The organism is Kitasatospora sp. NPDC058406 (assembly GCF_042722765.1).
Taxonomy (GTDB): domain Bacteria; phylum Actinomycetota; class Actinomycetes; order Streptomycetales; family Streptomycetaceae; genus Kitasatospora.
The window spans coordinates 1-19,962 of sequence record NZ_JBHXKE010000186.1 but is presented as its reverse complement, the minus strand read 5'-3'; the positions used below and the strand labels follow the sequence as shown (position 1 = coordinate 19,962).

22 protein-coding genes are annotated in these 19,962 nt (G+C 74.4%); 11 read left to right on the top strand and 11 right to left on the bottom strand.

The genetic code is table 11. The features are described 5' to 3' along the window. Positions 1–63: 63 nt before the first annotated feature. Together ACFWOG_RS29440 and ACFWOG_RS29435 are read right to left on the bottom strand one after the other, a co-directional pair. A complete protein-coding gene (locus ACFWOG_RS29440; RefSeq protein ID WP_329952098.1) occupies positions 64–255 on the bottom strand; it encodes a hypothetical protein in 192 nt (63 codons plus the stop codon). Positions 256–391: 136 nt separating this feature from the next. Next, entirely contained in the window at positions 392–865 is a 474-nt protein-coding gene (locus ACFWOG_RS29435; protein WP_380361859.1) for a MerR family transcriptional regulator, read from the bottom strand. 58 nt (positions 866–923) lie between these two features. Between ACFWOG_RS29435 and ACFWOG_RS29430 the strand changes: the two genes are divergently transcribed. Continuing rightward, a complete protein-coding gene (locus tag ACFWOG_RS29430) occupies positions 924–2,255 on the top strand; it encodes an MFS transporter (RefSeq protein ID WP_380361857.1) in 1,332 nt (443 codons plus the stop codon). Between the two features lie 435 nt (positions 2,256–2,690). Then, positions 2,691–3,311 carry an HAD family phosphatase gene (locus ACFWOG_RS29425; RefSeq protein WP_329879176.1) on the top strand — a complete coding sequence of 207 codons (621 nt, stop codon included), beginning with the start codon at positions 2,691–2,693 and terminating at the stop codon, positions 3,309–3,311. 40 nt (positions 3,312–3,351) lie between these two features. Here the strand turns inward: ACFWOG_RS29425 and ACFWOG_RS29420 are convergent, their stop codons facing one another. The 3 genes from ACFWOG_RS29420 to ACFWOG_RS29410 all read right to left on the bottom strand — a co-directional run bounded on the left by ACFWOG_RS29420 (position 3,352) and on the right by ACFWOG_RS29410 (position 5,148). Further along, a complete protein-coding gene (locus tag ACFWOG_RS29420) occupies positions 3,352–3,957 on the bottom strand; it encodes a CatB-related O-acetyltransferase (RefSeq protein WP_380361854.1) in 606 nt (201 codons plus the stop codon). A 130-nt stretch (positions 3,958–4,087) separates the two neighbouring features. Continuing rightward, positions 4,088–4,297: a DUF397 domain-containing protein gene (locus ACFWOG_RS29415; protein ID WP_380361852.1), complete on the bottom strand. Its 210-nt coding sequence runs from the start codon at positions 4,295–4,297 to the stop codon at positions 4,088–4,090. Next, positions 4,294–5,148 carry a helix-turn-helix transcriptional regulator gene (locus ACFWOG_RS29410; RefSeq protein WP_329879173.1) on the bottom strand — a complete coding sequence of 285 codons (855 nt, stop codon included), beginning with the start codon at positions 5,146–5,148 and terminating at the stop codon, positions 4,294–4,296. The genes ACFWOG_RS29415 and ACFWOG_RS29410 overlap by 4 nt, the downstream gene beginning before the upstream one ends. Positions 5,149–5,406: 258 nt before the next feature. Here ACFWOG_RS29410 and ACFWOG_RS29405 point away from each other — a divergent pair, with 258 nt between their 5' ends. From ACFWOG_RS29405 to ACFWOG_RS29385, 5 genes are all read left to right on the top strand, one after another. After that, positions 5,407–5,874, top strand: a complete 468-nt coding sequence (locus ACFWOG_RS29405; protein ID WP_380361850.1) for an ATP-binding protein — start codon at positions 5,407–5,409, stop codon at positions 5,872–5,874. Next, positions 5,871–6,191, top strand: a complete 321-nt coding sequence (locus tag ACFWOG_RS29400; protein ID WP_380361848.1) for a hypothetical protein — start codon at positions 5,871–5,873, stop codon at positions 6,189–6,191. Before ACFWOG_RS29405 ends, ACFWOG_RS29400 begins: the two co-directional genes overlap by 4 nt. Positions 6,192–6,220: 29 nt before the next feature. After that, positions 6,221–6,616, top strand: coding sequence for a RidA family protein (locus ACFWOG_RS29395; RefSeq protein WP_329879170.1), 396 nt, complete (start codon positions 6,221–6,223; stop codon positions 6,614–6,616). A gap of 577 nt (positions 6,617–7,193) precedes the next feature. Continuing rightward, positions 7,194–7,454: a hypothetical protein gene (locus tag ACFWOG_RS29390; RefSeq protein WP_380361846.1), complete on the top strand. Its 261-nt coding sequence runs from the start codon at positions 7,194–7,196 to the stop codon at positions 7,452–7,454. A gap of 98 nt (positions 7,455–7,552) precedes the next feature. Next, positions 7,553–8,791 carry a hypothetical protein gene (locus tag ACFWOG_RS29385; protein WP_380361845.1) on the top strand — a complete coding sequence of 413 codons (1,239 nt, stop codon included), beginning with the start codon at positions 7,553–7,555 and terminating at the stop codon, positions 8,789–8,791. Between the two features lie 184 nt (positions 8,792–8,975). Here ACFWOG_RS29385 and ACFWOG_RS29380 read toward each other — a convergent pair whose 3' ends face one another. The 3 genes from ACFWOG_RS29380 to ACFWOG_RS29370 form a co-directional block, all read right to left on the bottom strand. After that, entirely contained in the window at positions 8,976–9,797 is an 822-nt protein-coding gene (locus ACFWOG_RS29380) for a M23 family metallopeptidase (protein WP_380361843.1), read from the bottom strand. A 140-nt stretch (positions 9,798–9,937) separates the two neighbouring features. Next, complete coding sequence (locus ACFWOG_RS29375) at positions 9,938–10,594, bottom strand: AAA family ATPase (protein ID WP_380361842.1); 657 nt, start codon at positions 10,592–10,594, stop codon at positions 9,938–9,940. Positions 10,595–10,783: 189 nt separating this feature from the next. Continuing rightward, positions 10,784–11,452, bottom strand: a complete 669-nt coding sequence (locus tag ACFWOG_RS29370; RefSeq protein ID WP_329952165.1) for a DNA-binding response regulator — start codon at positions 11,450–11,452, stop codon at positions 10,784–10,786. A 67-nt stretch (positions 11,453–11,519) separates the two neighbouring features. On the opposite strand from ACFWOG_RS29370, the gene ACFWOG_RS29365 reads away from it, so the two are divergent. After that, positions 11,520–12,362, top strand: a complete 843-nt coding sequence (locus ACFWOG_RS29365; RefSeq protein WP_380361841.1) for an oxidoreductase — start codon at positions 11,520–11,522, stop codon at positions 12,360–12,362. A 407-nt stretch (positions 12,363–12,769) separates the two neighbouring features. Next, on the top strand, positions 12,770–13,114 hold the full coding sequence (locus ACFWOG_RS29360) for a hypothetical protein (RefSeq protein ID WP_329881882.1): 345 nt from the start codon (positions 12,770–12,772) through the stop codon (positions 13,112–13,114). A gap of 100 nt (positions 13,115–13,214) precedes the next feature. Here the strand turns inward: ACFWOG_RS29360 and soxR are convergent, their stop codons facing one another. Continuing rightward, entirely contained in the window at positions 13,215–13,718 is a 504-nt protein-coding gene (gene soxR, locus ACFWOG_RS29355; protein WP_329952110.1) for a redox-sensitive transcriptional activator SoxR, read from the bottom strand. A 55-nt stretch (positions 13,719–13,773) separates the two neighbouring features. On the opposite strand from soxR, the gene ACFWOG_RS29350 reads away from it, so the two are divergent. Next, entirely contained in the window at positions 13,774–14,502 is a 729-nt protein-coding gene (locus ACFWOG_RS29350) for a transketolase (protein ID WP_329952111.1), read from the top strand. Between the two features lie 128 nt (positions 14,503–14,630). Further along, on the top strand, positions 14,631–15,524 hold the full coding sequence (locus ACFWOG_RS29345; RefSeq protein ID WP_380361838.1) for a transketolase family protein: 894 nt from the start codon (positions 14,631–14,633) through the stop codon (positions 15,522–15,524). Between the two features lie 7 nt (positions 15,525–15,531). On the opposite strand, the gene treZ is transcribed toward ACFWOG_RS29345, so the two are convergent. Further along, positions 15,532–17,349: a malto-oligosyltrehalose trehalohydrolase gene (treZ, locus tag ACFWOG_RS29340; RefSeq protein WP_380361836.1), complete on the bottom strand. Its 1,818-nt coding sequence runs from the start codon at positions 17,347–17,349 to the stop codon at positions 15,532–15,534. Next, on the bottom strand, positions 17,346–19,820 hold the full coding sequence (gene treY, locus ACFWOG_RS29335) for a malto-oligosyltrehalose synthase (protein ID WP_380361834.1): 2,475 nt from the start codon (positions 19,818–19,820) through the stop codon (positions 17,346–17,348). The genes treZ and treY overlap by 4 nt, the downstream gene beginning before the upstream one ends. Positions 19,821–19,962: the final 142 nt, after the last annotated feature.

Sequence of the window (19,962 nt, the reverse complement as noted above, 5' to 3'; positions counted from 1 at the left end):
GCCCCGGGTGGCCGTGGCGCTCCCGGGGCCGCGATCGTCGGCGGGGCCGAGCGACGCGGGGGCTCAGGAGGGCGGGTCGTCCGGGCGGACGCGGTCCAGCAGGGGCAGGAGCTCCAGCGGCGCGCCCGGGTAGCGGGTCGCGGCCAGTTCCCCGTACGCGGCGCGGTTCCCGTCCACGACACGGGCCAGCAGCACCGCGAACGGGCGGTCCTGCGCGGCGGCGAGGCCCCGCACGAGCTCGACGGGCGGGTCCACGGGTGGGGTCCGTTGCCCGGAGGGGGTGCTCCCGGAGGGGGTGTTCCCGGAGGCCGGGAACGGGCCTTCCGGCGGTGCGGCGGAGTGGCGGGGACAGGAGGTCCGGACAAACGTTCGGTCTCGTTCGCGGGCCCGGTCAGGACGACGCGCCGGCCTGCTCCGGTCCTTGCCTCGGGCGCCGCTCCGGGCCTTGCTCCAGGCCCTGCTCGGACCCGGCGGCCGGTGCGGCCGGTGCGGCCGAGAGGAGTTCGCAGTCGGTGAAGTTCATGCAGCCGCAGGCGAGACAGGCGGCGACGGCGGCGCGCAGCTGCTGCGTCTCGCGGACGATTCGGTCGAGTTCGGGCAGCTTGCGTTCGGCCAGCTCGCGCCACTGACGAGTGGCGCCCCGGTCGGGGGCGTCGTCCAGGAGCCGGCGGATCTCGGCGAGCGTGAAACCGGCGCGCCGGGACATCCGGATCAGCGCGAGGCGCCGCAGCGTCGCGGCGGGCCAGACCCGGCGACCGCCCTCACGGCGGGCGGCCGGCAGCAGCCCGAGGCTCTCGTAGTAGCGCAGCGCGGACGGCCGCAGCCCCGCCTGCCGGGCCAGCTCCCCGATGGCCAGGTACCGCACGGCATTCCTCTCGGACCGGCTTGACTTCAAGCGCGCGTGAACCGCTTGCCTGGCCCGCATGATCTCATCTGCCCTGCGCTCCAGGCTGCCCCGGGACTACCGGCCGCTGTTCGAACGGCGCGGACCGTTCCGGCGGCTGCTGCCCGCCTTCGCGGTGTCCGACCTCGGCGACGGAATGAGCGTGGTCGCGGTGGCGTGGCTCGCGCTGCAACTGGCCCCGCCCGGCGGTTCCGGCCTGCTGGTGGGCGCGGCCGTCGCCGCCTACGTCCTGCCGGGCGCCGCCGGCGGGCTGCTGCTCGGCCGGTGGCTGCGCGGCCTGCCCGCGCGGCGGCTGATCCGGGCCGACGCCTGGACCAGGGCCGTCCTCCTCGGCTGCGTCCCCCTCGCGTGGGCGCTCGGGGTGCTCGGCCCGGCGCTCTACCTGGCGCTGCTCGCCGGCTCGTCCCTGTTGCACGCGTGGGGCAGCAGTGCCAAGTACGCGTTGGTGGCCGAGGCCGTGCCGCCCGGGCAGCGGCTGGCGGCGAACGTCCTGCTGAGCACGAGCACCTGGGTCGCCACCGTCGCCGGACCGGCGCTCGCCGGGGCGCTGGCGGTGGCCGTCGCCCCGGCCTGGCTGATCGGGCTGGACGCGCTCTCCTTCGCGGTCCTGGCCGTCCTGGCCGTCCGCTCGGGCCGCTCGGGCGGCAGGGAAGTGGGCCGGGAGGAAGAGGGCCGGGAGGACGGCGTGGCGGCGGCAGTGGCGCCGCCCGCCGGACCGCGTCGCTCGGGCGAGGGCCTGCGCGTCCTGCGGACCCGGCCCGGGCTGCTCGGACTGCTGGCGTTGACCTGGTTGTTCAACCTGTTCTACGGCCCGGTGGAGGTTGCCCTGCCGCTGTTCGTCGGGCAGGACCTGCACGCCGGACCGGGGCTCCTCGGCCTCTACTGGACGGCCTTCGGCCTGGGGGCGGCGCTCGGCACCCTGGCCGTCGGCGCGCTGCGGCGGCTGCCGGTGTGGCCGATGCTGCTGGGCATCGTCGCCGCCCACGGCCTGGCCATGCTGCCGTTCGCCCTGCACGGGCCGAACTGGCCGTCGGTCGTCGGCTTCGCCCTGGCCGGGGTGGTCTACGGGCCGTACAGCGCGCTGGCGCTCAGCCTGTTCCAGGACGGTGTGCCGCCGGCCGCCCTGACCGCCGTGCTGGCCCTGCGCGCCTCCGTCCTGCTGACGGCGGGCCCGGTGGGCACCGCGCTGGGCGGCCCGCTGACGGCCGTCCTCGGCCCGCGCCAGGTCCTGGCGGGCGCGGGCCTCGCCATGGCCGCCGTAGCGGTCGGCGCCGCCGTGGTGAGGGTCCGGTCCCTGGCGAGGGGGCGGATCCCGTCGCCGGCAGGGCTCCTGAGGCAGGAGACGCGGTAGCGGTCCCGCTGCGGTCAGGGACGCCGGGTACCGCCCCGCACAGGACGTCGGACCGGTCGACTTCCTGTGCGGGGTCTTTCCGGACGGTTCGTGGCCGGGGCAACCCGCCGGGCTCCACAGCGACGGTGACGGCGGCCCGTCGGCGGTGTGTCGGTCCTCGCAGAGCGCACGACGGAGGCGGCTTGCGCCGGTAGTCGGCCGGTCCGACCTCCTGTGCGGGATCCTGCGCTGATCAGGGTGATCGGTGGGGGCGAACGGCTGGAGGCTGCGCGGGTGCTGCTGCTCGGGCGGCGTCGAACAGCGGGAAGCCGACGGGTGCCCGGGCATGGGCGCACGGCCGTGAGTGCCGGCCCCGACGGACGAGCTCGCGTGTGGAGTCCGACGGCGCGGGGCCGGGTACCGGGGAGGGGGGAACGACTCACCAGGGGGAGCGGGATGGCCTATCGCGGTTTGATCGTCGACTTCGCGGGCGTGCTGAGCACTCCGCTCGGACTGTCCGTGCGGGCGTGGTGCGATCGGCAGGGGCTGCCGTCGGACGCGTGGCGCCGCGCGCTCGTGGACGACCCGGCGGGGCGGGCGCTGTACGTGGAGCTGGAGTTGGGCCGGATCTCGCAGGCGGAGTGGAACCTGCGGACGGCGGAACTGCTGGGCGGGATCGAGCACGAGGACCTGATGGGCCGGGCCCACGCGGAGGTGCGGGCCGTGCCGGAGATGGTGGCCCTGGTGGAGTCGGCGCGACGGGCGGGGCTGGCGGTGGCGCTGCTGTCCAACTCGTACGGGGTGGATCCGTACAACCCGTACGTGGCCACCGGGGTGTGGGATCTGTTCGACGTGCAGGTGATCAGCGGGGACGTGGGGTTGGCCAAACCCGACCCGGAGATCTTCCGCCTCACGCTGGACAGGATGGGGCTGGCGGGCGAGGACTGCGTCTTCGTGGACGACTACCCCGCGAACCTCCTTCCGGCGGAGGAGTTGGGGATCACCACGGTGCACGCCGACGGTCCGGCGGCGGCGAGCCGGGCGGCGGGGATCCTGGGTCTGGCGCCGGGGCAGTGAGACGGGGGGCGTCCCGGGCGCGCGCCGCCGGAGGGGGCGGTCACCTGTTCGGCGCGGCGGCTTCGAGCGCGTCCAGGGAGCCGGACATGACGGTGCGCAGGTGCTGTGTGAGGTGTTCGGCCGGCCAGTCCCACCAGGCCAGAGCGAGCAGGCGGGCGACGTCGGGTTCGCTGTAGCGGGTGCGGATGAGTCCGGCCGGGTTGCCGCCGACGATGCCGTAGTCGGGGACGTCGTCGACGACGACGGCGCCGGACGCGACGACGGCGCCGTGGCCGATCCGGACTCCGGGCATCACCATGGCGCCGTAGCCGATCCAGACGTCGTTGCCGACGACGGTGTCGCCCCGGCCGGGGAGACCGGTGAGGAGGTCGAAGTGTTCGGCCCAACTGCCGCCCATGATGGGGAACGGGAAGGTCGACGGGCCGTCCATGCGGTGGTTGGCGCCGTTCATGATGAACCGCACACCGGTGCCCAGCGCGCAGAACTTGCCGATGACCAGCTTCTCCGGACCGTAGTGGTACAGGACGTTGCGGGTCTCGAAGCCGGTGGCGTCGTCCGGGTCGTCGTAGTAGGTGTAGTCGCCCACCTCGATCAGGGGGGACGTCACCAGCGGCTTCAGGAGGACCACGCGGGGTTGCTCGGGCATCGGGTGAAGGGTCGAAGGATCCGGCAGGGCGGAACTCACGGCAGCACTACTCCGATCACGGGCGGAGACGACGTGTCCGTGATCGTAACCTTCGTGTGCCACCCGACCGGGGGCCGGCCTGCTGGGTTGGTCAGGTGTGGGTGGGGAGTTCGCCGGTGTGGATGGCGGTGATGAAGGACCGCCAGGCGTCGAGGGTGAAGGCGAGGACCGGTCCGTCGGGGTCCTTGCTATCCCGGACAGGGATGAGGCCCGTGAGACCGTCGGCTATCTCGATGCAGTCGCCTTGGCCATTGCTGTAGGTGCTCTTGCGCCACTGGATGGGTTCGAAGGTCTGCTTCATGTCTCGTACTCCTCTGCGACTTTCCTCAACCATGTGACGGACTTCTCGGGCTGCACGGACGAAGCCATGAGACGAAGGAACGTGTCCTCATGGCGCGCGACCTCGGTCGGCCGTTCCGTGTAGGTGCTGCTGGTCGTTGCCTCGGAGTAGGCCACGCTGCCAGGGATGTCGCTGAACGACAGCACAGAGAACGACGCTCCCATGGCCGCGTGTGCTCCGGCTGAAAACGGGAGGACCTGGATGGTGATGTTGGGCTTCTCATCCGCCATGAGCGCGAGATGCCTCAGCTGTGCCGCCATGGCTGGCCCGTTGCCGACGGGTCGCCGTATGACGGCTTCGCCGATGATGGCCCAGAACTGCGGGGGATCCTGTCGATTGAGAATGTGCTGACGGTCCATTCGGAGTGCCACGCGGCGCTCGACCTCTTCTGTGGACTCCGTGGGATTCATCGCTCGGATGACATGTCGGGCGTACGTCTCGGTCTGGAGTAACCCAGGAACCAGCTCACACTGGTATGTCACGATCTTCGTGGCGTCCGTTTCGAATCCGACGTAGGCCCGGAACCAGTCCGGCAATGCATCGCCGTAGGCGTGCCACCAGCCCTGCTGACGACTCTGCCGAGTCAGACTGAGGAACTGTCTCACCTCTTCGGGTGAGCTGATCCCGTAGTGGGCCAACAGCTTCGCCGCGTCACGTTCTTGTAGTGAGACCAGTCCGCTCTCGATGCGACTCAGCTTGGAGGCGGACCAGCCGAGGGCCGCGGCGACATCCTTGGCATTCATCTCGCGTGACGCACGCAACTTGCCAAGCTCACCGCCTAGCCTACGTCGCAGCACGGTCGGACTGCTCACTCGTCACACTCCCTGGCTGTTCGGTTCCTTGCATAGTCTGCCACCCCTTCCAGAGCCTCAACCATGATGGCTGAAGCTGCAATTGCTGGCGACTTGCGCTTGCATGCAATCCATCCTGAGGTGCATGCTACACGGAGTAACTCGACGGTTCGTCTGAGTGATCAAGGCGGCTGGTCGCCGGGCATTCCTTTGCCCTCCTGGCCGTCCTCGTGGCAGCACCACGCCTTCAACTCCCTGTACCTGGAAGGTGAATCCGCCATGTCCGGAACCTCCCCCTCTCCCGCCTCTCCGGCCTCCCCCGCCTCCTCCCTCTCCTGCTGGCTGCTGCGCAGCCGGCGTTCGCCCGGGGAGGCCCGGCGGATCCTCGAACGGTTGCTCGCCGACGCCCCCGGCGGCGAGCGCTTCCTCGGCACCGGGCGGCTGCTGGTCGCCGAGTTGGTGACCAACGCCGTCGTCCACGGCACGCCGATCGGCCGTCGGGTCCGGCTCGTGCTCCACGTCGACCGGCGGCGCCCGCGGATCGAGGTGCACGATGCGCGTGGGGAGCGCGGTCCCGTGTTCCGCGCCGCCAGCGGGGAGGACGAGTCGGGGCGGGGCATCCTGCTGGTCAAGCTCCTTGCCCGCCGGTGGGGTTGCTGCCCGCGCGGCGGCGTCGGCAAGATCGTCTGGGCCGAGGTCGCCCCCGCCGCCGAGCCCGCTCCCGCCTCCGGCGAGTGTGCCGCGTGACGGACCGCCGCCCGGTCACGGCCGAGATCACCGGCGGCATCCTGCCCCCGACCACCTACCCGCTCCTCCCGGGAGCCCTCTCCGCGCTCTGGTTCGCCCTCCAGTTCCGCCCGCTCGGCAGGGCGCAGTGGGAGCGCTTCGAGCGCTACCTGACCGGTCCCGGCGCCGACCGCTTCGTCGCCGAACACCTCACCGGCATCGGCCCGTTGTCGCTCCAGGTCCTGTTGCCGGACGGCGTGCACCACCTGCGCCTGGGCTGGACCGGTGCCGAAGCCCCCGGTGCCGACACCCCCGACACCTCCGGCGCCGCCCGGTAGGCCGTCCCCGTCCCTGGGAGTATGGCCCGATGGACAACACCCCGCGACGGAACATCGGTTCCGGCTCCCCGCTCGAACCCCGCATCGGTTTCTCCCGGGCGGTCCGCAAGGGCCCCTACGTCGCGGTCGCCGGCACCGCGCCCATCGGCGCCGACGGCGCGACCGTGGGCCCGGGCGACGTCCACGCCCAGACCGTGCGCTGCCTGGACATCGCCGAGGCCGCCCTCGCGGAAGCGGGTGCATCGCTCGACGACGTCGTGCGGACCCGCATCATGCTCACGGACGTGAGCCGGTGGGAGGAGGCCGCGCGGGCGCACGGCGAGCGGTTCGCCTCGATCCGTCCGGCCTGCACGTTCGTCGAGGTCTCGCGCTTCATCGACCCCGACTGGCTCGTCGAGATCGAGGTCGACGCCGTCCTCGGCTGACGTCCGGCTGCCACCAGTCGGCCGCCGGCCTCAGGTGCCGACGCCGCCGAGTGCCCGCGTGTGCGGCCTGCATGCCAGCTGTGGTTCGAGGGTCGGGTTCTACGCCGGCCCCGTGGCGAGCAAGACGGGTGGGCGGCGGTGCCCGGCCGGTGGCGACCGGCTGGCGACTGGGGCTCGGGCGGAGGCGTGGTTCTGTTCGGGGCGCTGTCGGTCGGCGCACTGGCGGCTGGCGGGGCGCGCGACTGGTGGGGCGTACGGCTGCCAGGGGGGCCGCGATCCAGGCCGGAGAGGGGGCGGCGTGCCCGGCGTGCGGGACCTCGTGAACGGTGGGGGTGGGGCGCCTGGTGGGGGCGGTGTTCTGCTCGGGGCGATGCCGGACCCGGGCGTGGAGGGACCGGGCGGGGCCGGTGGCCCGGCCTCGCTCCCGTGGCGACCCGACCGCCGGTGCAGTGAGCCGCTCCGTTCCCCTGCGCCTCTACTCTGCGCAGGATTTGGCGCTGATCCTGCGCTCGGGGCAAGGGGCAGGTCGCCGATGGTGAGAGTCGGCGGCTCCGGGCGGTCGGGTGCGTGATCTGCGGTGACGGATCTTGTGGGTGCGGCTCCGCAGGGGCGGTACGACGAGGTGGTGGCGGAGGGTCGCTCGCCGGTCGGGGAGATGGGCCGGCGCCAGTTCCGGATCGGGGACATCGCCTTGGAGATCGCTCCGATGCGCGCGGTGGGCGGCCACAGCCCGCCGGTGGTGGAGGGGCCGACCACGGTGGCGCCGACGGGGAGGCGGCCCGGCGTCGATCCCGGTGCCGTCGACGACGGCCCCGGTGGACGCGGCGCGGATGTGTAACGGATCGTCAGGGCTGGTGCCTCTCTTAGGCGGGGGCGCGATCACGCCGATGGCGCCCCCGCGATGCGACACCTACCGAGGAATCTGGGGATCGACACATGAGGCGAGTACGAAACTGGGCCGTGGCCGCACTGGCGGCTACCGTGCTGACGGCGGCGACGGCCACCGGGGCCACCGCGGCCGGGGCGCCGGAAGCCGACGGTGTGCAGGTGGACGGCGCGCGGGGGGCTGGGGCGCGCTTCGCGCCGGCGAAGCTGCCGTTCGAGGGCGCGGTGCTCAGCTCCGGTGCGCAGCTCGACGCCCGCACCACCTGGGCGGCCGGCTTCCGGATCACCGGGGCCGACCAGGCGCCGCGGTTCACCCCGGTGGTCGCGGAGCGGGTGGGAGGGAACGGTGAATGGCGTGAACTCCCGGCCCCCACCACAGACTTCATCGGCCGGGCGACGGCGGTGGCGGGCAGTTCGCCGCGCGACGCCTGGCTCGTGGGCGATCGCGATCGGCGCACCGGCCGGATCCTCGCCCAGCACTGGGACGGCACCGCGTGGACCAGCACCACCGTCGAGGCGCCGCCCGGCGAGATCGGCTCCCTCCATCTGCTCGGCGCCTCCGCGCCGCGGCCGGGCCGGGCCTGGGCGGTCGGTCGTGCGGCGGTCGTCACCTCCCGGACCCCGGGGCCCGTCCCCGGGAGCGAATCGGTGGAGTACAGGACCACCGGACTGATCGAACGTTGGGACGGTACCGCCTGGCACCGGCTCGCCGCTCCCGAGATCGACGGGGACTGGTGGCTCAGCTCCGTCACCGAGATCGCGCCGGACGACGTCTGGGCGGTCGGGAACACCGCCTACCCCGACGACCGGCCCGTCCTGCTGCACTACGACGGCCGGGACTGGACCAGGGTCACCGCCCCCGCCTTCACCGGGCTCTACGGCGAGTACCAGAGCGTTGCGGCCAACGGGCCCGACGACGTGTGGGTGGTGGGCCGGGCCGTCCTCACCGACAAGGACCGCGGCCACCCGCTGGTCGCCCACTACGACGGCCGCTCCTGGAGCACGGTGGCCGCCCCGGAGGGCGTGGCCGGCAAGCTGTGGTCGGTCACCGCCGTCCCGGGCGGCATGGCCGCCGTCGGCTGGGACGCGAGCGGCGGGCCGGACCGGCCGCTCGGCCTGCGCTTCACCCACGGCCGCTGGGAGACGCTCGACCTCTCCGTGCCCGGCTACTCCGACCTGTCCTACCAGGCGGTGGTGGCCGGGCCGGGCGGCCGGTTGACCGCTGTGGGCGCCGGCACCACCCCGAAGTCGTCGACCTACCAGCCGATGGTGCTCACCGGCCGCAGGTGACGCCGTCCCGCTCCCGTGCCCGGCCCGGGCACGGGAGCGGGGAACGCGCGGACCTGAACGTTCAGTTCGCTACTCGGCCGGCCAGACGCTCACATGCCGTTCGTTTCACCGTCACCGTGACGGCAAACCGGACGGCATTTTCGGATCCAGACCTCCGCACCCTCGCTGACCAGGCACGCAAGGTTCAGACGCGGCCACTGAACAGCGTCGTGTCCTCCGGCACCCCTGTGCGCTCGGTGCCGGAGGTCTCGTCGAGGTAGGCCCACCGGAACGGCACCCCGCGCGCGGTCACCGGGTCCGGGCCGTCCATCAGCTGGAAGTGCAGGTGCGGTTCGGAGGAGTTGCCCGAGTTCCCGCATGCGCCGATCGGCTGCCCGGCCCGCACCCGGTCCCCGACGGCGACCGTGACCGAACCGCGCCGCAGGTGGGCGAAGCCGGCCACCACCCCGTCGCCGACGTCCAGCAGCACGTGGTTGCCCCACAGGTGGCGCGGCCGGCCCAGCCCCCGGACGAACCCCTCCGGGTAGAGGAACCCGTAGCCGGGCAGCGAGGTGCGCGACCAGTGGTCGCGCATCCGGTCCTCCACCGCCACCACCACTCCGTCGGCGGGTGCCAGGACAGGCCGGCCGAAGGTCGGGAAGCGTTCCGGGCGGCGTCCGAACGGCCAGACCGTGGCGAACGGCGGTCCTTGGTCCTCGCTGTCGTCCGGGGCGTACGTGAGGTCGATGGCGTACGTCTGCGCGTGGCTGTGGGTGTGACTCGGCACCTTCGTCGCGGGCCCGTTGAGGGCCGTCCAGCGACCGGTCACGGGCACACCCACCGCCACCGGCTCCCGTGCGGCGAGCGGTCGTTGGCGTCGGACCAGTAGCCAGTGCAGCAGTCCGCCGAGGGCCAGCAGGGCGACGCCGGTGATCCACAGCGGTCCGATGCCGGAACCGTTCACCAGGACGCAGACCGCCCCCGCGCCGAAGATCAGCCCGTGCCGCTTCCAGACGGTCATCAGCATCGGCAGCCCCCCGGCGGCAGGTCACGTGGTCGACGCGGACGGACGCCCGCCCGATCACCGTACCCGGACGCCCGCCGTGCACGGACGGCCGAGGCGGCGCGGTGGGGCCGTGTGGCAGTGAGGCAGCGGGGCGGAGGCCTTCAGGTGAGGTGCCGCAGGTAGGCCTCCGGGCGTTCGAGGTAGCGGCGCCAGTGGTCGACGAGGGCGAGGTCCTGCCAGCGGGTGGGCCGGATGCCGTGCTCGCCGACCTCCAGGACCGCCGCGTCCGGGGTGGCGGCCAGGATCGGGGAGTGGGTCGCGCAGACCACCTGCGCGCCGGACCGGCCCAACTCCTGGAGCAGGGCGACCAGCCGCAGGCTGGAGGTGAACGAGAGCGCCGCCTCCGGTTCGTCCAGCACGTACAGGCCGGGCCCGCGGAACATCGACTCGAAGACGGTGAGGAACCCCTCGCCGTGGCTCATCAGGTCGGTGCGCTCCTCCCAGTAGCCGGGCCATCCCTGCTTCTCGGCCATCATCCGCATCGCCGACTCCGCCCGCAGGAAGAACCCGCGCCGCCCGGAGCGCGGGCCGGAGGCCATGGCGAGGCCGCGCGGGGTGTACTCCAGGCGCAGGCGCTCGCCGAGGGCGCTCCTCGCGCGCGGCGACGCGTACCGGGAACCGCCGCGCCCGCCGTACGAGTCGAGGCCGAACGCCTCGGCCACCGCCTCGACGACGGTCGACTTGCCGCTGCCGTTCTCGCCGACCAGGAACGTCACCAGCGCGGGCAGGGTGACCCCCGCCCCGACGAGCGCGCGCACGGGACCGTCCACGGCCACGCGTCGCGGTCGTCCGCGCCGAGCAGCTGCGGGTGGACGCGTAGGCGTTCGACGATCATGCGGGGCCTCTCCGGGAAGTGCCCGACCGCCGTCGGAAGCTCGGTGGCCGTACGTCCGAGCCTAGGCGGCGGGTACGACACTCCGGGGTGGGACGGGGCCGCACGTCGGCGGCTACGACCGGCGCAGCCCCAACTCTCCCGCGCGCAGGCCGGCCTGGAAGCGGGAGCCGGCTTCGAGCCGTGCCATCAGCTCGGCCACCCGCCGCCGGTAGGTGCGCAGCGAGAGGCCGAGCCGCCGGGCCGCCACCTCGTCGGTGAGCCCGGAGGCCAGGGAGCGGAGGATCGTGCGGCCGTCCGCGTCGAGGTGCGGGACGTCGCCGGACAGGTAGGCGTCGAGGTCGACGGCGCTGTCCCAGACCGCTTGGACCAGCGCGTGCACGCCGTCGATCAGGGCCTGCGACGTGGTCACGGTGTACTCGCGGCCGGCGGGGTTCTCCCGTCCGGCCAGGATCATCACCCGCCGGTCGATGAGGATGGTCTCGTGCGGCAGCGGTGAGCCGCTGATCCGGACGAGGGCGCCCGCGCCCTGCACCAGCCGCAGGTGGACGCGGGCCTCCTCGTCGGCGAGGGCGACCGGGCTGAGGAGCTTGCGGGTGGTGAAGCCGGGCGCGGCGGTGTCCTTCGGCCGGGTCCGGACCGCGGCCCTCGCCTCCGGCCGGGACCACGTGCGGAGGTCCCTGGCCGCGCACAGGAACTCGGTCTGCGCGGACTCGAAGAGATGGCCGGCGCGCGCGGTCAGTTCCGCGTCGCCGTGGACCGAGAACACCTGCTCGTTGCGCATCCGTCCAGTCTGGCAGCAACTGGCCACGGTCTCGCCGGGGTTCGTGGCGGCGGACAGCATGGCACGCATGACGACCACGACGTTCCCGCTCGGCGGCGACCTCCCTGTCAACCGGCTCGGCTTCGGCGCGATGCGCCTCGCCGCCGGCACGTTCGACGGCCCGCCGAGAGATCCGGCGACCGGTGTCGCGGTGCTCCGGCGCGCCGTCGAGCTGGGCGTGAACCACATCGACACGGCCGGCTTCTACAACCGCGGCGCGGTGCGCGCGAACGAACTGATCCGCAGGGCCCTGGCCCCGTACCGGGACGACCTGGTGATCGCGACCAAGGTCGGTCCGCTGCCCGGTCCGGACGGCGTGCCGATCGGGCAGGCGGGGCCCGGCGACCTGCGCGGCCTGGTGGAGGCGGACCTGCGGGCCCTCCGGCTGGACCGGCTGGACCTGGTCTACCTGCGGGTGGGCGGGCTGACCGGGCCGGGCACCGAGTCGATCGCGGAGCGGTTCGCGGTCCTCGCCGGGCTCCGCGAGCAGGGGCTGATCCGGCACCTGGGCGTGAGCAACGTCGACGCCGCCCAGCTCGCCGAGGCGCGGGCGGTCGCGCCCGTCGCGGCGGTGCAGAACTCGTTCGAGAACGGCCCGGGACTGCTGGCCGCCTGCGAGGCGGCGGGTATCGCGTACGTGCCGTACTTCCCGCTCGGCGGGGGTTGGGTCCCGCTCGACCTCGAACGGCTCGGCCGGGTGGCCGCCCGGGTGGGCGCGACCACGTCGCAGGTGGCGCTCGGCGCGCTGCTGGCGTCCTCGCCGTCGGTGCTGGCGATTCCGGGTACCGGGTCGCTCGACCACCTGGAGGAGAACCTCGCGGCGGGCGGTCTGGTGCTCGGTGCGGAGGACCTGGCCGAGCTGCGCGCCTGACCGGGGGCACGGGGCGCGTCCCGGACTGCGGCTGCGCGGGCTCCCGTGGCTCGGGGTGGTCCCGTGGCGCAGGGTGGTCCTGCGGATCCGGGTGTTCCTCCGTCCGCGCGGCCGGTCCCGGGGCGGTGGCGGCTTCCGGTCGATGAGCGGGCGGCGGGGCGTGGGATGCGCGACCCGCGCGCCCCGCCCGGCCCGGTGCGTCCCGCCCGTTCCCGCCGTGCGGCGCGGTGCCGGGGAACGCGGCAGCCGGCGGCGGGTGCTGGCGACAATTCCCCTGTCATATGCGGAACTTCACGGTCCCTCCCTATAGTCGCCGAGGCGTCTCCGGCGGGGCGCCCTCGCCGGAGCGCCGTCCGGCCGCGGGTCGCAGCGGCACATCACCACCGACAAACGAGGGCGGAACCATCGTGCGTGGGAACACCAGGGGCAAGAGGGTCGGGATCGCGGGCTGTCTGCTGGCCGGGATCGCGGCGGCGGCCGTCGTCACGGCCCCGGCCGCCGAGGCGCGGACCGCGTCCCCGACCCGGACCGAGGGCGTGAACTGCAGCACCGGGAGCTTCGGCTCGGACGGTAACCAGTGGTACTACAACATCTCCTGCTCGGCCTGGGGCACGAGCAAGTGGTGGGTGAACATCAGCTGCTCCGACGGCACCACCCGCACCTCCGGCCCGAACACGGTCTTCATGAACGTGCGGGTCTACTGCCCGCCGAACACCACACCGATCCAGGGTTGGGTGACCTACACCGCCTGACCCGGGACCGGCCCGGGCGACCGGGCCCGCCCGGGCCGGTCTGCGCCGCCGCCCCGCTCGGGGTGGCGGCGCAGCACGTCGGCGGGCCGACCTGCGGTCGTCACTCCGTGAGCTCCCGCGCGGCCGGCTCGGGGCCGGTGGCGGGGTCGCGGGTGAGGAGGTAGCGGGCGCCGGGGCCGCCGGCGGCGGCGCGGTCGCCGGCGTTGTAGAGGGAGCAGCGGGTGAGCGAGAGGCAGCCGCAGCCGATGCAGCCGGTGAGCTTGGCCTTCAGGCGTTCCAGTTCGGCGATCTGCTCGTCGATCCGGCTCTGCCAGGACTGGGCGACGCCGTCCCACTCGGCGCCGCTGGGCGCGCGGCGCTCGGGGAGGCGGTCGAGGGCGACCTTGGCCTCGTCGAGGGAGAGGCCGACCCGCTGGGCGGCGCGGACGAAGGCGATCCGGCGCAGGGCGCCGCGGGCGTAGCGGCGCTGGTTGCCGGTGGTGCGGGTGGCGTGGATCAGCCCCATCCGCTCGTAGTAGCGCAGGGCGGAGGTGGCGAGGCCGCTGCGTTCGGAGAGCTGGCCGATGGTGAGGAGGTCGTGGCGGCCCGGGGGGTTGACGGTCATGGGATCACTGTAGCGGCTTGACTTGAAGTCGACTTCAAGTTGGAGCATCGTGGTCATGACGACGAGCACCCTCCCCGCCATCCCCACCGCCACCACCACTCCCACCGCCGGTTTCGCGGACCTGCCGGGCCTGATGGCCCTGATGACCGGCGACGAGAAGCACGGGCCGGCCGCCACCTCCACCCTCGACGCCCTCTGGGTGCTCTACGACCGGGTGCTGCGGGTCTCCCCGGCCACGGCCGAGGAGCAGGACCGCGACCGCTTCCTGCTCTCCAAGGGGCACGGCCCGATGGCGTACTACGCGGTGCTCGCCGCCAAGGGGTTCATCGCGCCGGAGGTGCTGCCGAGCTTCGGCGCGTACGACTCGCCGCTCGGCCACCACCCGGACCGGATGCTGATCCCCGGGGTGGAGATCAGCTCCGGGTCGCTCGGGCACGGGCTGCCGCTGGGGGTCGGCACGGCGCTCGGGCTGCGTGCCCAGGGGCTCACCGACCCGGTGGTCTGGGTGCTGATCGGGGACGCCGAGTTCGACGAGGGGTCGAACCACGAGGCGGTGGCCTTCGCCGGTGCGTACGGGCTGGACCGGCTGAACGTCCTGGTGATCGACAACTCCTCCGCCACGCACGGCTGGGAGGGCGGCATCGCGGCCCGGTTCGCCGTCGAGGGCTGGTCGGCCGAGACGGTGGACGGGCGGGACCACGAGGCGCTGTACGCGGCGTACACCGCCGAACACCCGGGCCGCCCGCGGGTCGTGGTGGCCCGGGTGGAGCCGAAGGACTCCTGACCGCCGCCCCGGCCCTCCTCCCCGCCCCCGCACCCGCCGCCGCTCCGCACCCCCGGAACCACACCCGCACGACCCCGCCCCGAACGACCCCGCCCCGAACCACCCCGAACGGTAAGGAATCCCGACCGATGGACACCATGCGCGACCGCTTCGTCGACCTCACCGCCCGTCTGCTGGAGGACGACCCGCGATTGGCCGTCGTCCTGGCCGACGTCAGCGCCGCCGGCTTCACCGGGGCGGCCCGGCGCCACCCCGACCGCGTGATCAACGTGGGCATCCGGGAGCAGCTGCTGATCGGCGCGGCCGGCGGCCTGGCGCTCGCCGGGATGCGGCCGATCGCGCACACCTTCGCCAGCTTCCTGGTGGAACGCCCCTTCGAGCAGGTCAAGTTGGACCTGGTGCACCAGAGCGTCGGGGCCGTGCTGGTGAGCGCGGCCGGCTCGTACGACTGGCCGGCCGGCGGGCGTACCCACATGGCGCCGGGCGACGTCGCGCTGCTGGACACCCTCCCGGGCTGGACGGTCCACGTGCCCGGCCACCCGGACGAGGCGGAGCTGCTGCTGCGGCACGCGGTGGCGGACGGCGACCGCAACGTGTACGTCCGGCTCTCGGGGCACCGCAACGAGCACGCGGTGCCGGTCGAACCGGGCCGCTTCACCACCGTGCGCCGGGGCGCCAAGGGCGTGGTGCTCGCGGTCGGCCCGATGCTGGACGCGGTCCTGGCGGCCACCGCCACCCTGGACGTCACCGTGCTGTACGCGGCGACCGTGCGGCCGTTCGACGCGGCCGGGCTGCGGGCCGCCACCGAGCAGCACGCGGACGTGGTGCTGGTCGAGCCCTACCTGGCGGGGACCTCCGCCAACGAGGCGCACGACGCGCTCGCCGACCGCCCGCACCGCGTGCTGGCCCTCGGCGTGCCGCGCAGGGAGCACCGGCAGTACGGGTCGATCCCGGAGCACCTGGCCGCGTACGGCCTGGACGCGGCCTCGCTGCGGGAGCGGATCGGCACGTTCCTCTGGTGAGGCCGGGTCACAGGCGGAGCAGCGCGACCGAGTCGGGCTCCAGCGTGAGGCCGTCGCCCGCCACCGCGTACCCGCCGTAGCCGGCCACCACCTCCGCCTCACCGCCGAGCGGCACCGCGACGGGCGCCGTGCCCAGGTTGACCGCTGTCCGGTACCGGCCCCGGTGCACCACCAGCCACCCCGCGGCGTCGTCGAACTCGGCCCGGACCGCCGCGAGATCGGGGTCGGAGAGCTCCGGCGTCCCGCGGCGCAGGCGGATCAGCGTCCGGTACCAGTCGAGCAGTCCGGCGTGCGGTCCGCTTCGCGGTTCGGTCCAGTCGAGGACGGAGCGCAGCACGGTGGCGGGCTCCTGCGGGTCCGGTACGGCCTCCGCGGCCCAGCCGTGTTCGGCGAACTCCCGTCGGCGGCCCCGGCGGACGGCCTCGGCGAGGTTCGGGTCGGTGTGGTCGGTGAAGTACTGCCAGGGGGTGGCGGCGCCCCACTCCTCGCCCATGAACAGCATCGGGGTGAACGGCGAGGTGAGCACCAGTGCGGCGCCGCAGGCGAGCCGGCCGGGGGAGAGGGTGGCGGAGATCCGGTCGCCGAGCGCCCGGTTGCCGACCTGGTCGTGGGTCTGGAGGTAGCCGAGCAGCCGGTGCCCGTGGGCGGGCGGGAACGGGCGGCCGTGGTGGCGCCCGCGGAACGAGGACCAGGTGCCGTCGTGGAAGTACCCCCGGGTGAGCGTCCGGGCGACCGCCGCCAGCGGGGTTTCGGCGAAGTCGCCGTAGTAGCCCTGGGATTCGCCGGTCAGGGCGCAGTGCAGGGCGTGGTGGAAGTCGTCGCTCCACTGGGCGGCGAGGCCCTGGCCGCCGGCCTCGCGCGGGGTGGTGGTGCGCGGGTCGTTGAGGTCGGACTCGGCGATCAGGAACAGCGGCCGGTTGGTGGCCGTGGCCAACCGGTCGACCTCGGTGGCGAGTTCCTCCAGGAAGTGGACGGCCCGGTCGTCGGCGAGGGCGTGCACGGCGTCCAGCCGCAGGCCGTCGATCCGGTAGTCGCGCAGCCAGGCGAGCGCGCTGCCGATCAGGTAGGCGCGCACCTCGTCGGAGCCGGGTGCGTCCAGGTTGACCGCCGCGCCCCAGGGGGTGTGGTGCCGGTCGGTGAAGTACGGGCCGTACGCGGGAAGGTAGTTGCCAGACGGGCCGAGGTGGTTGTGCACGACGTCGAGGACGACGCCGAGGCCCTTGCGGTGCGCGGCGTCGACGAACCGCTTCAGGCCCTCCGGTCCGCCGTAGGGCTCGTGCACGGCCCAGAGCGAGACGCCGTCGTACCCCCAGCCGTGCTTGCCGGGGAACGGGCAGACCGGCATCAGTTCGACGAAGTCGACGCCCAGGTCGACGAGGTGGTCGAGGTGGTGGGTCGCCGCCTCGAAGGTGCCGGCGGCGGTGAAGGTGCCGACGTGCAGCTCGTACAGCACCGCGCCGGGCAGCGGCCGGCCGCGCCAGTCGGTCCGTGACCAGCGGAACCCGGTGTGGTCGACGGCCCGGCTGGGGCCGTCCGGGCCGTGCGGCTGCCGGGGGGAGCGCGGGTCGGGCAGCGGGCGGCCGTCGTCGAGCACGAACGCGTAGTCCCCGGCGGGTGCGTCGCCGTGCCACCAGCCGGCGCGGGTGGGGTCGCGGGTCAGCGGGTGGCGGGTGCCGTCGACCGCCACCTCGACCAGCTCGTCCGCCGACGGGGCCCAGACCTCGTAGCGGGCCCCCGCACGCGGGGTCCCGTCACGCGGCGCGCCGGCATGTCCGGTCGCCTCACGGTGGGTCGCGGCGCGGCCGGCCGGGTGGTCGGGCGTCATGCCTCGCTCCTTCTGGTCAGCAGCGCCACCGGGTACGCCGCCAGCAGGTCGGCCACCGGTACCGGGCCGGGCGGGAAGTGGCGCTCGGTGAGCTCGTCCGTCCACCGGCCGCCGGCCGGCAGGTGCAGCTCGGTGGTGCGCCAGCCGCCGGCCCGGTCGAGGCCGTACGGCAGCCGGGTGACCGCGGTGACCACGTCCGCCCCGCGCCCGAAGGCGAGCAGGTGGTCGGCGGCGGGGCCGACCGCGGTCAGCGGCCGGTGGGCGCCGAGGGCCCGGGTCTTCCGCAGGTGCAGCGCGGTCGTGGTGAGGTGCAGCTTCTCCCGGGCCGGGTCACCCGGCCGGGTCGCGGGCGAGTCGGTGAGCCGGACGGCCAGCGCCCCGAGGTCGACGACGCCCCGGTTGTCCGGGTCGACCAGGGTGTGGAGCGGCTCCTCGCTGCCCTGGTAGAGGTCGGGCACGCCGGGCACGGTGAGGTGCAGCAGCGCCGCGGAGAGCGTGTTGGACCGCGCGTACGGGGCGAGGGCGCTCACGTACCCCTCGACCCGGGGCAGCAGCCCGGGGTGGCCGAACACGGCGCGGGCGCGGTCGGCGAGGGCGCGCTCGAAGCGGACGTCGGGGGTGGTCCAGGAGGTGTGGACCTTGGCCTCCCGGGCCGCCTTGAGGACGGCGGTGACCAGCCGTTCCGGGGTGACCGGCCAGGCGGCGACCAGGGTCTGCCAGAGCAGCCAGTCGCTGTCCCGGTCCCCGCCCGGCCCGGCCGCGGTGGACCAGGCGGCGGCCTCCGCGGCCCAGGACCGGGGCTGCTCGGCGAGGACGGCGAGCCGGGCGCGGGCGTCGGCGCTGCGCTTGGTGTCGTGCGTGGAGAGGACGGTCATGGTGTGCGGCCAGTGCCGTTCGACGTAGTGGCACCAGGCGTGGAAGTCCTCCGGCCGCAGGCCCGGCCGGGCGGGCTCGCCGCCGACCTCGTTGAGGCTCAGCAGCGCGTTCCAGCGGTAGAAGGCGGTGTCCTCGACGCCCTTGGCGGCCACCGCGGCGGCGGTCTGGGCGAACCGGGCGGCGAACTCGTCCTGCTCGGGGCCGCGGCCGAGCCGGCCCGCCGCGAGGTCGGCGACCAGCCGGTCGGTGGGGTCGGCCGAGCCGTCGAGCGCCTCGTCCAGCTGCTCCGCGGAGGCGGCGGGCAGCGGCTCGCCGGGCCGGACGTACGGGCGGTAGGCGGGGTAGCCGGTGAGCAGGCGCTGCAGCGCGGCCCGCAGCCGCTGCGGCGGGTGGTCGGCGTACGCGGGCTCGGCGGCGCCGAGCCGGACGGCCAGCCGGACCAGCCGTTCGACCTCGGCGGCGAGCTCCCCCTCGGGGGCGACCATGTCGGCCCGGCCGCGCCGGGCGGCGGCGAGCGCCGGGTGCGGGTCGGCGCACGGTTCCCCGGCCGGGGCCGCGCCGTCGGCGGGCGACGCGCCGGTGACGAACGCCTCGTACGCGCCGGCCAGCCGGCAGGCGCCCGCGTGGTCGGTGAGCACCCCGTCGATCCGGCGCAGCGCGTCGTACCCGGTGGTGCCGGCGCACGGCCAGTCGGCGGGGAGCCGCTCGTCGCCGGTGAGGATCTTCTCCACCACCGTGTACGCCCCGCCGGTGGCCCGGGCCAGCCGCTCCAGGTACCCGCGCGGATCGGCCAGACCGTCCGGGTGGTCGATCCGGAAGCCGTCCAGGACGCCCTCGCGGTGCAGCCGCAGCAGCACGCCGTGCGTCGCCTCGAACACCTCGGGCTCCTCGACCCGGACGGCGATCAGCTCGTTGACGGTGAAGAACCGCCGGTAGTTGAGTTCGGTGCGGGCCAGCCGCCACCAGGCGAGCCGGTACCACTGCCGGGCGAGCAGCTCGGGCAGCGGGAGCCGCTCGGTGCCGGGGCGCAGCGGGAGGGCGTGGTCGTGGTAGCGGAGGGTGTCGCCGTCGACGGCCAGTTCGCCGAGGACGGCGCCGAGCCGGTCGCCGAGCAGCGGCAGCAGGACCCGTCCGCGCCCGGGGGCGTCGGGCGGGCCGGGCTGGGCGCTCCAGTCGATGTCGAACCAGCGCGCGTACGGCGAGTCGGGGCCGTCCCGCAGGACGTGCCAGAGCGGCCGGTTGAGGTGCTCGGGTGCGGGGACGGCCATGTGGTTGGGCACCACGTCGGCGATCAGCCGCAGGCCGTGCCGGTGCGCCTCGGCGGCCAGCGCGCGCAGGGCGTCCTCACCGCCGAGCTGCTCCCCGATCCGGCCGTGGTCGACGGTGTCGTAGCCGTGGGTGGAGCCGGGGACGGCCTCCAGCAGCGGGGAGAGGTGCAGGTGGGAGACGCCGAGGGCGGCCAGGTAGGGGACGGCCGCGGCGGCGTCGTGCAGGGTGAAGCCCGGCTGGAGCTGGAGGCGGTAGCTGGCGGTGGGGACGCCGGCGGGAGGGACGACGGCCGGGCGGGGCTGCGCGGGCTCGGCGGCGTTGGTCATGTGTCCATGCCTACCCGGCCGGGCCGGTACGCAAGACCCGTTGCTGACCCGAACAGGTGAGCGGCGCGGTGGACGGCCGGGCCCGGAGGCTCCCGCCGGGGCCGGCCGCGCCCTCGCGGCCCGGGCCCCCGCCGCCCGGTGC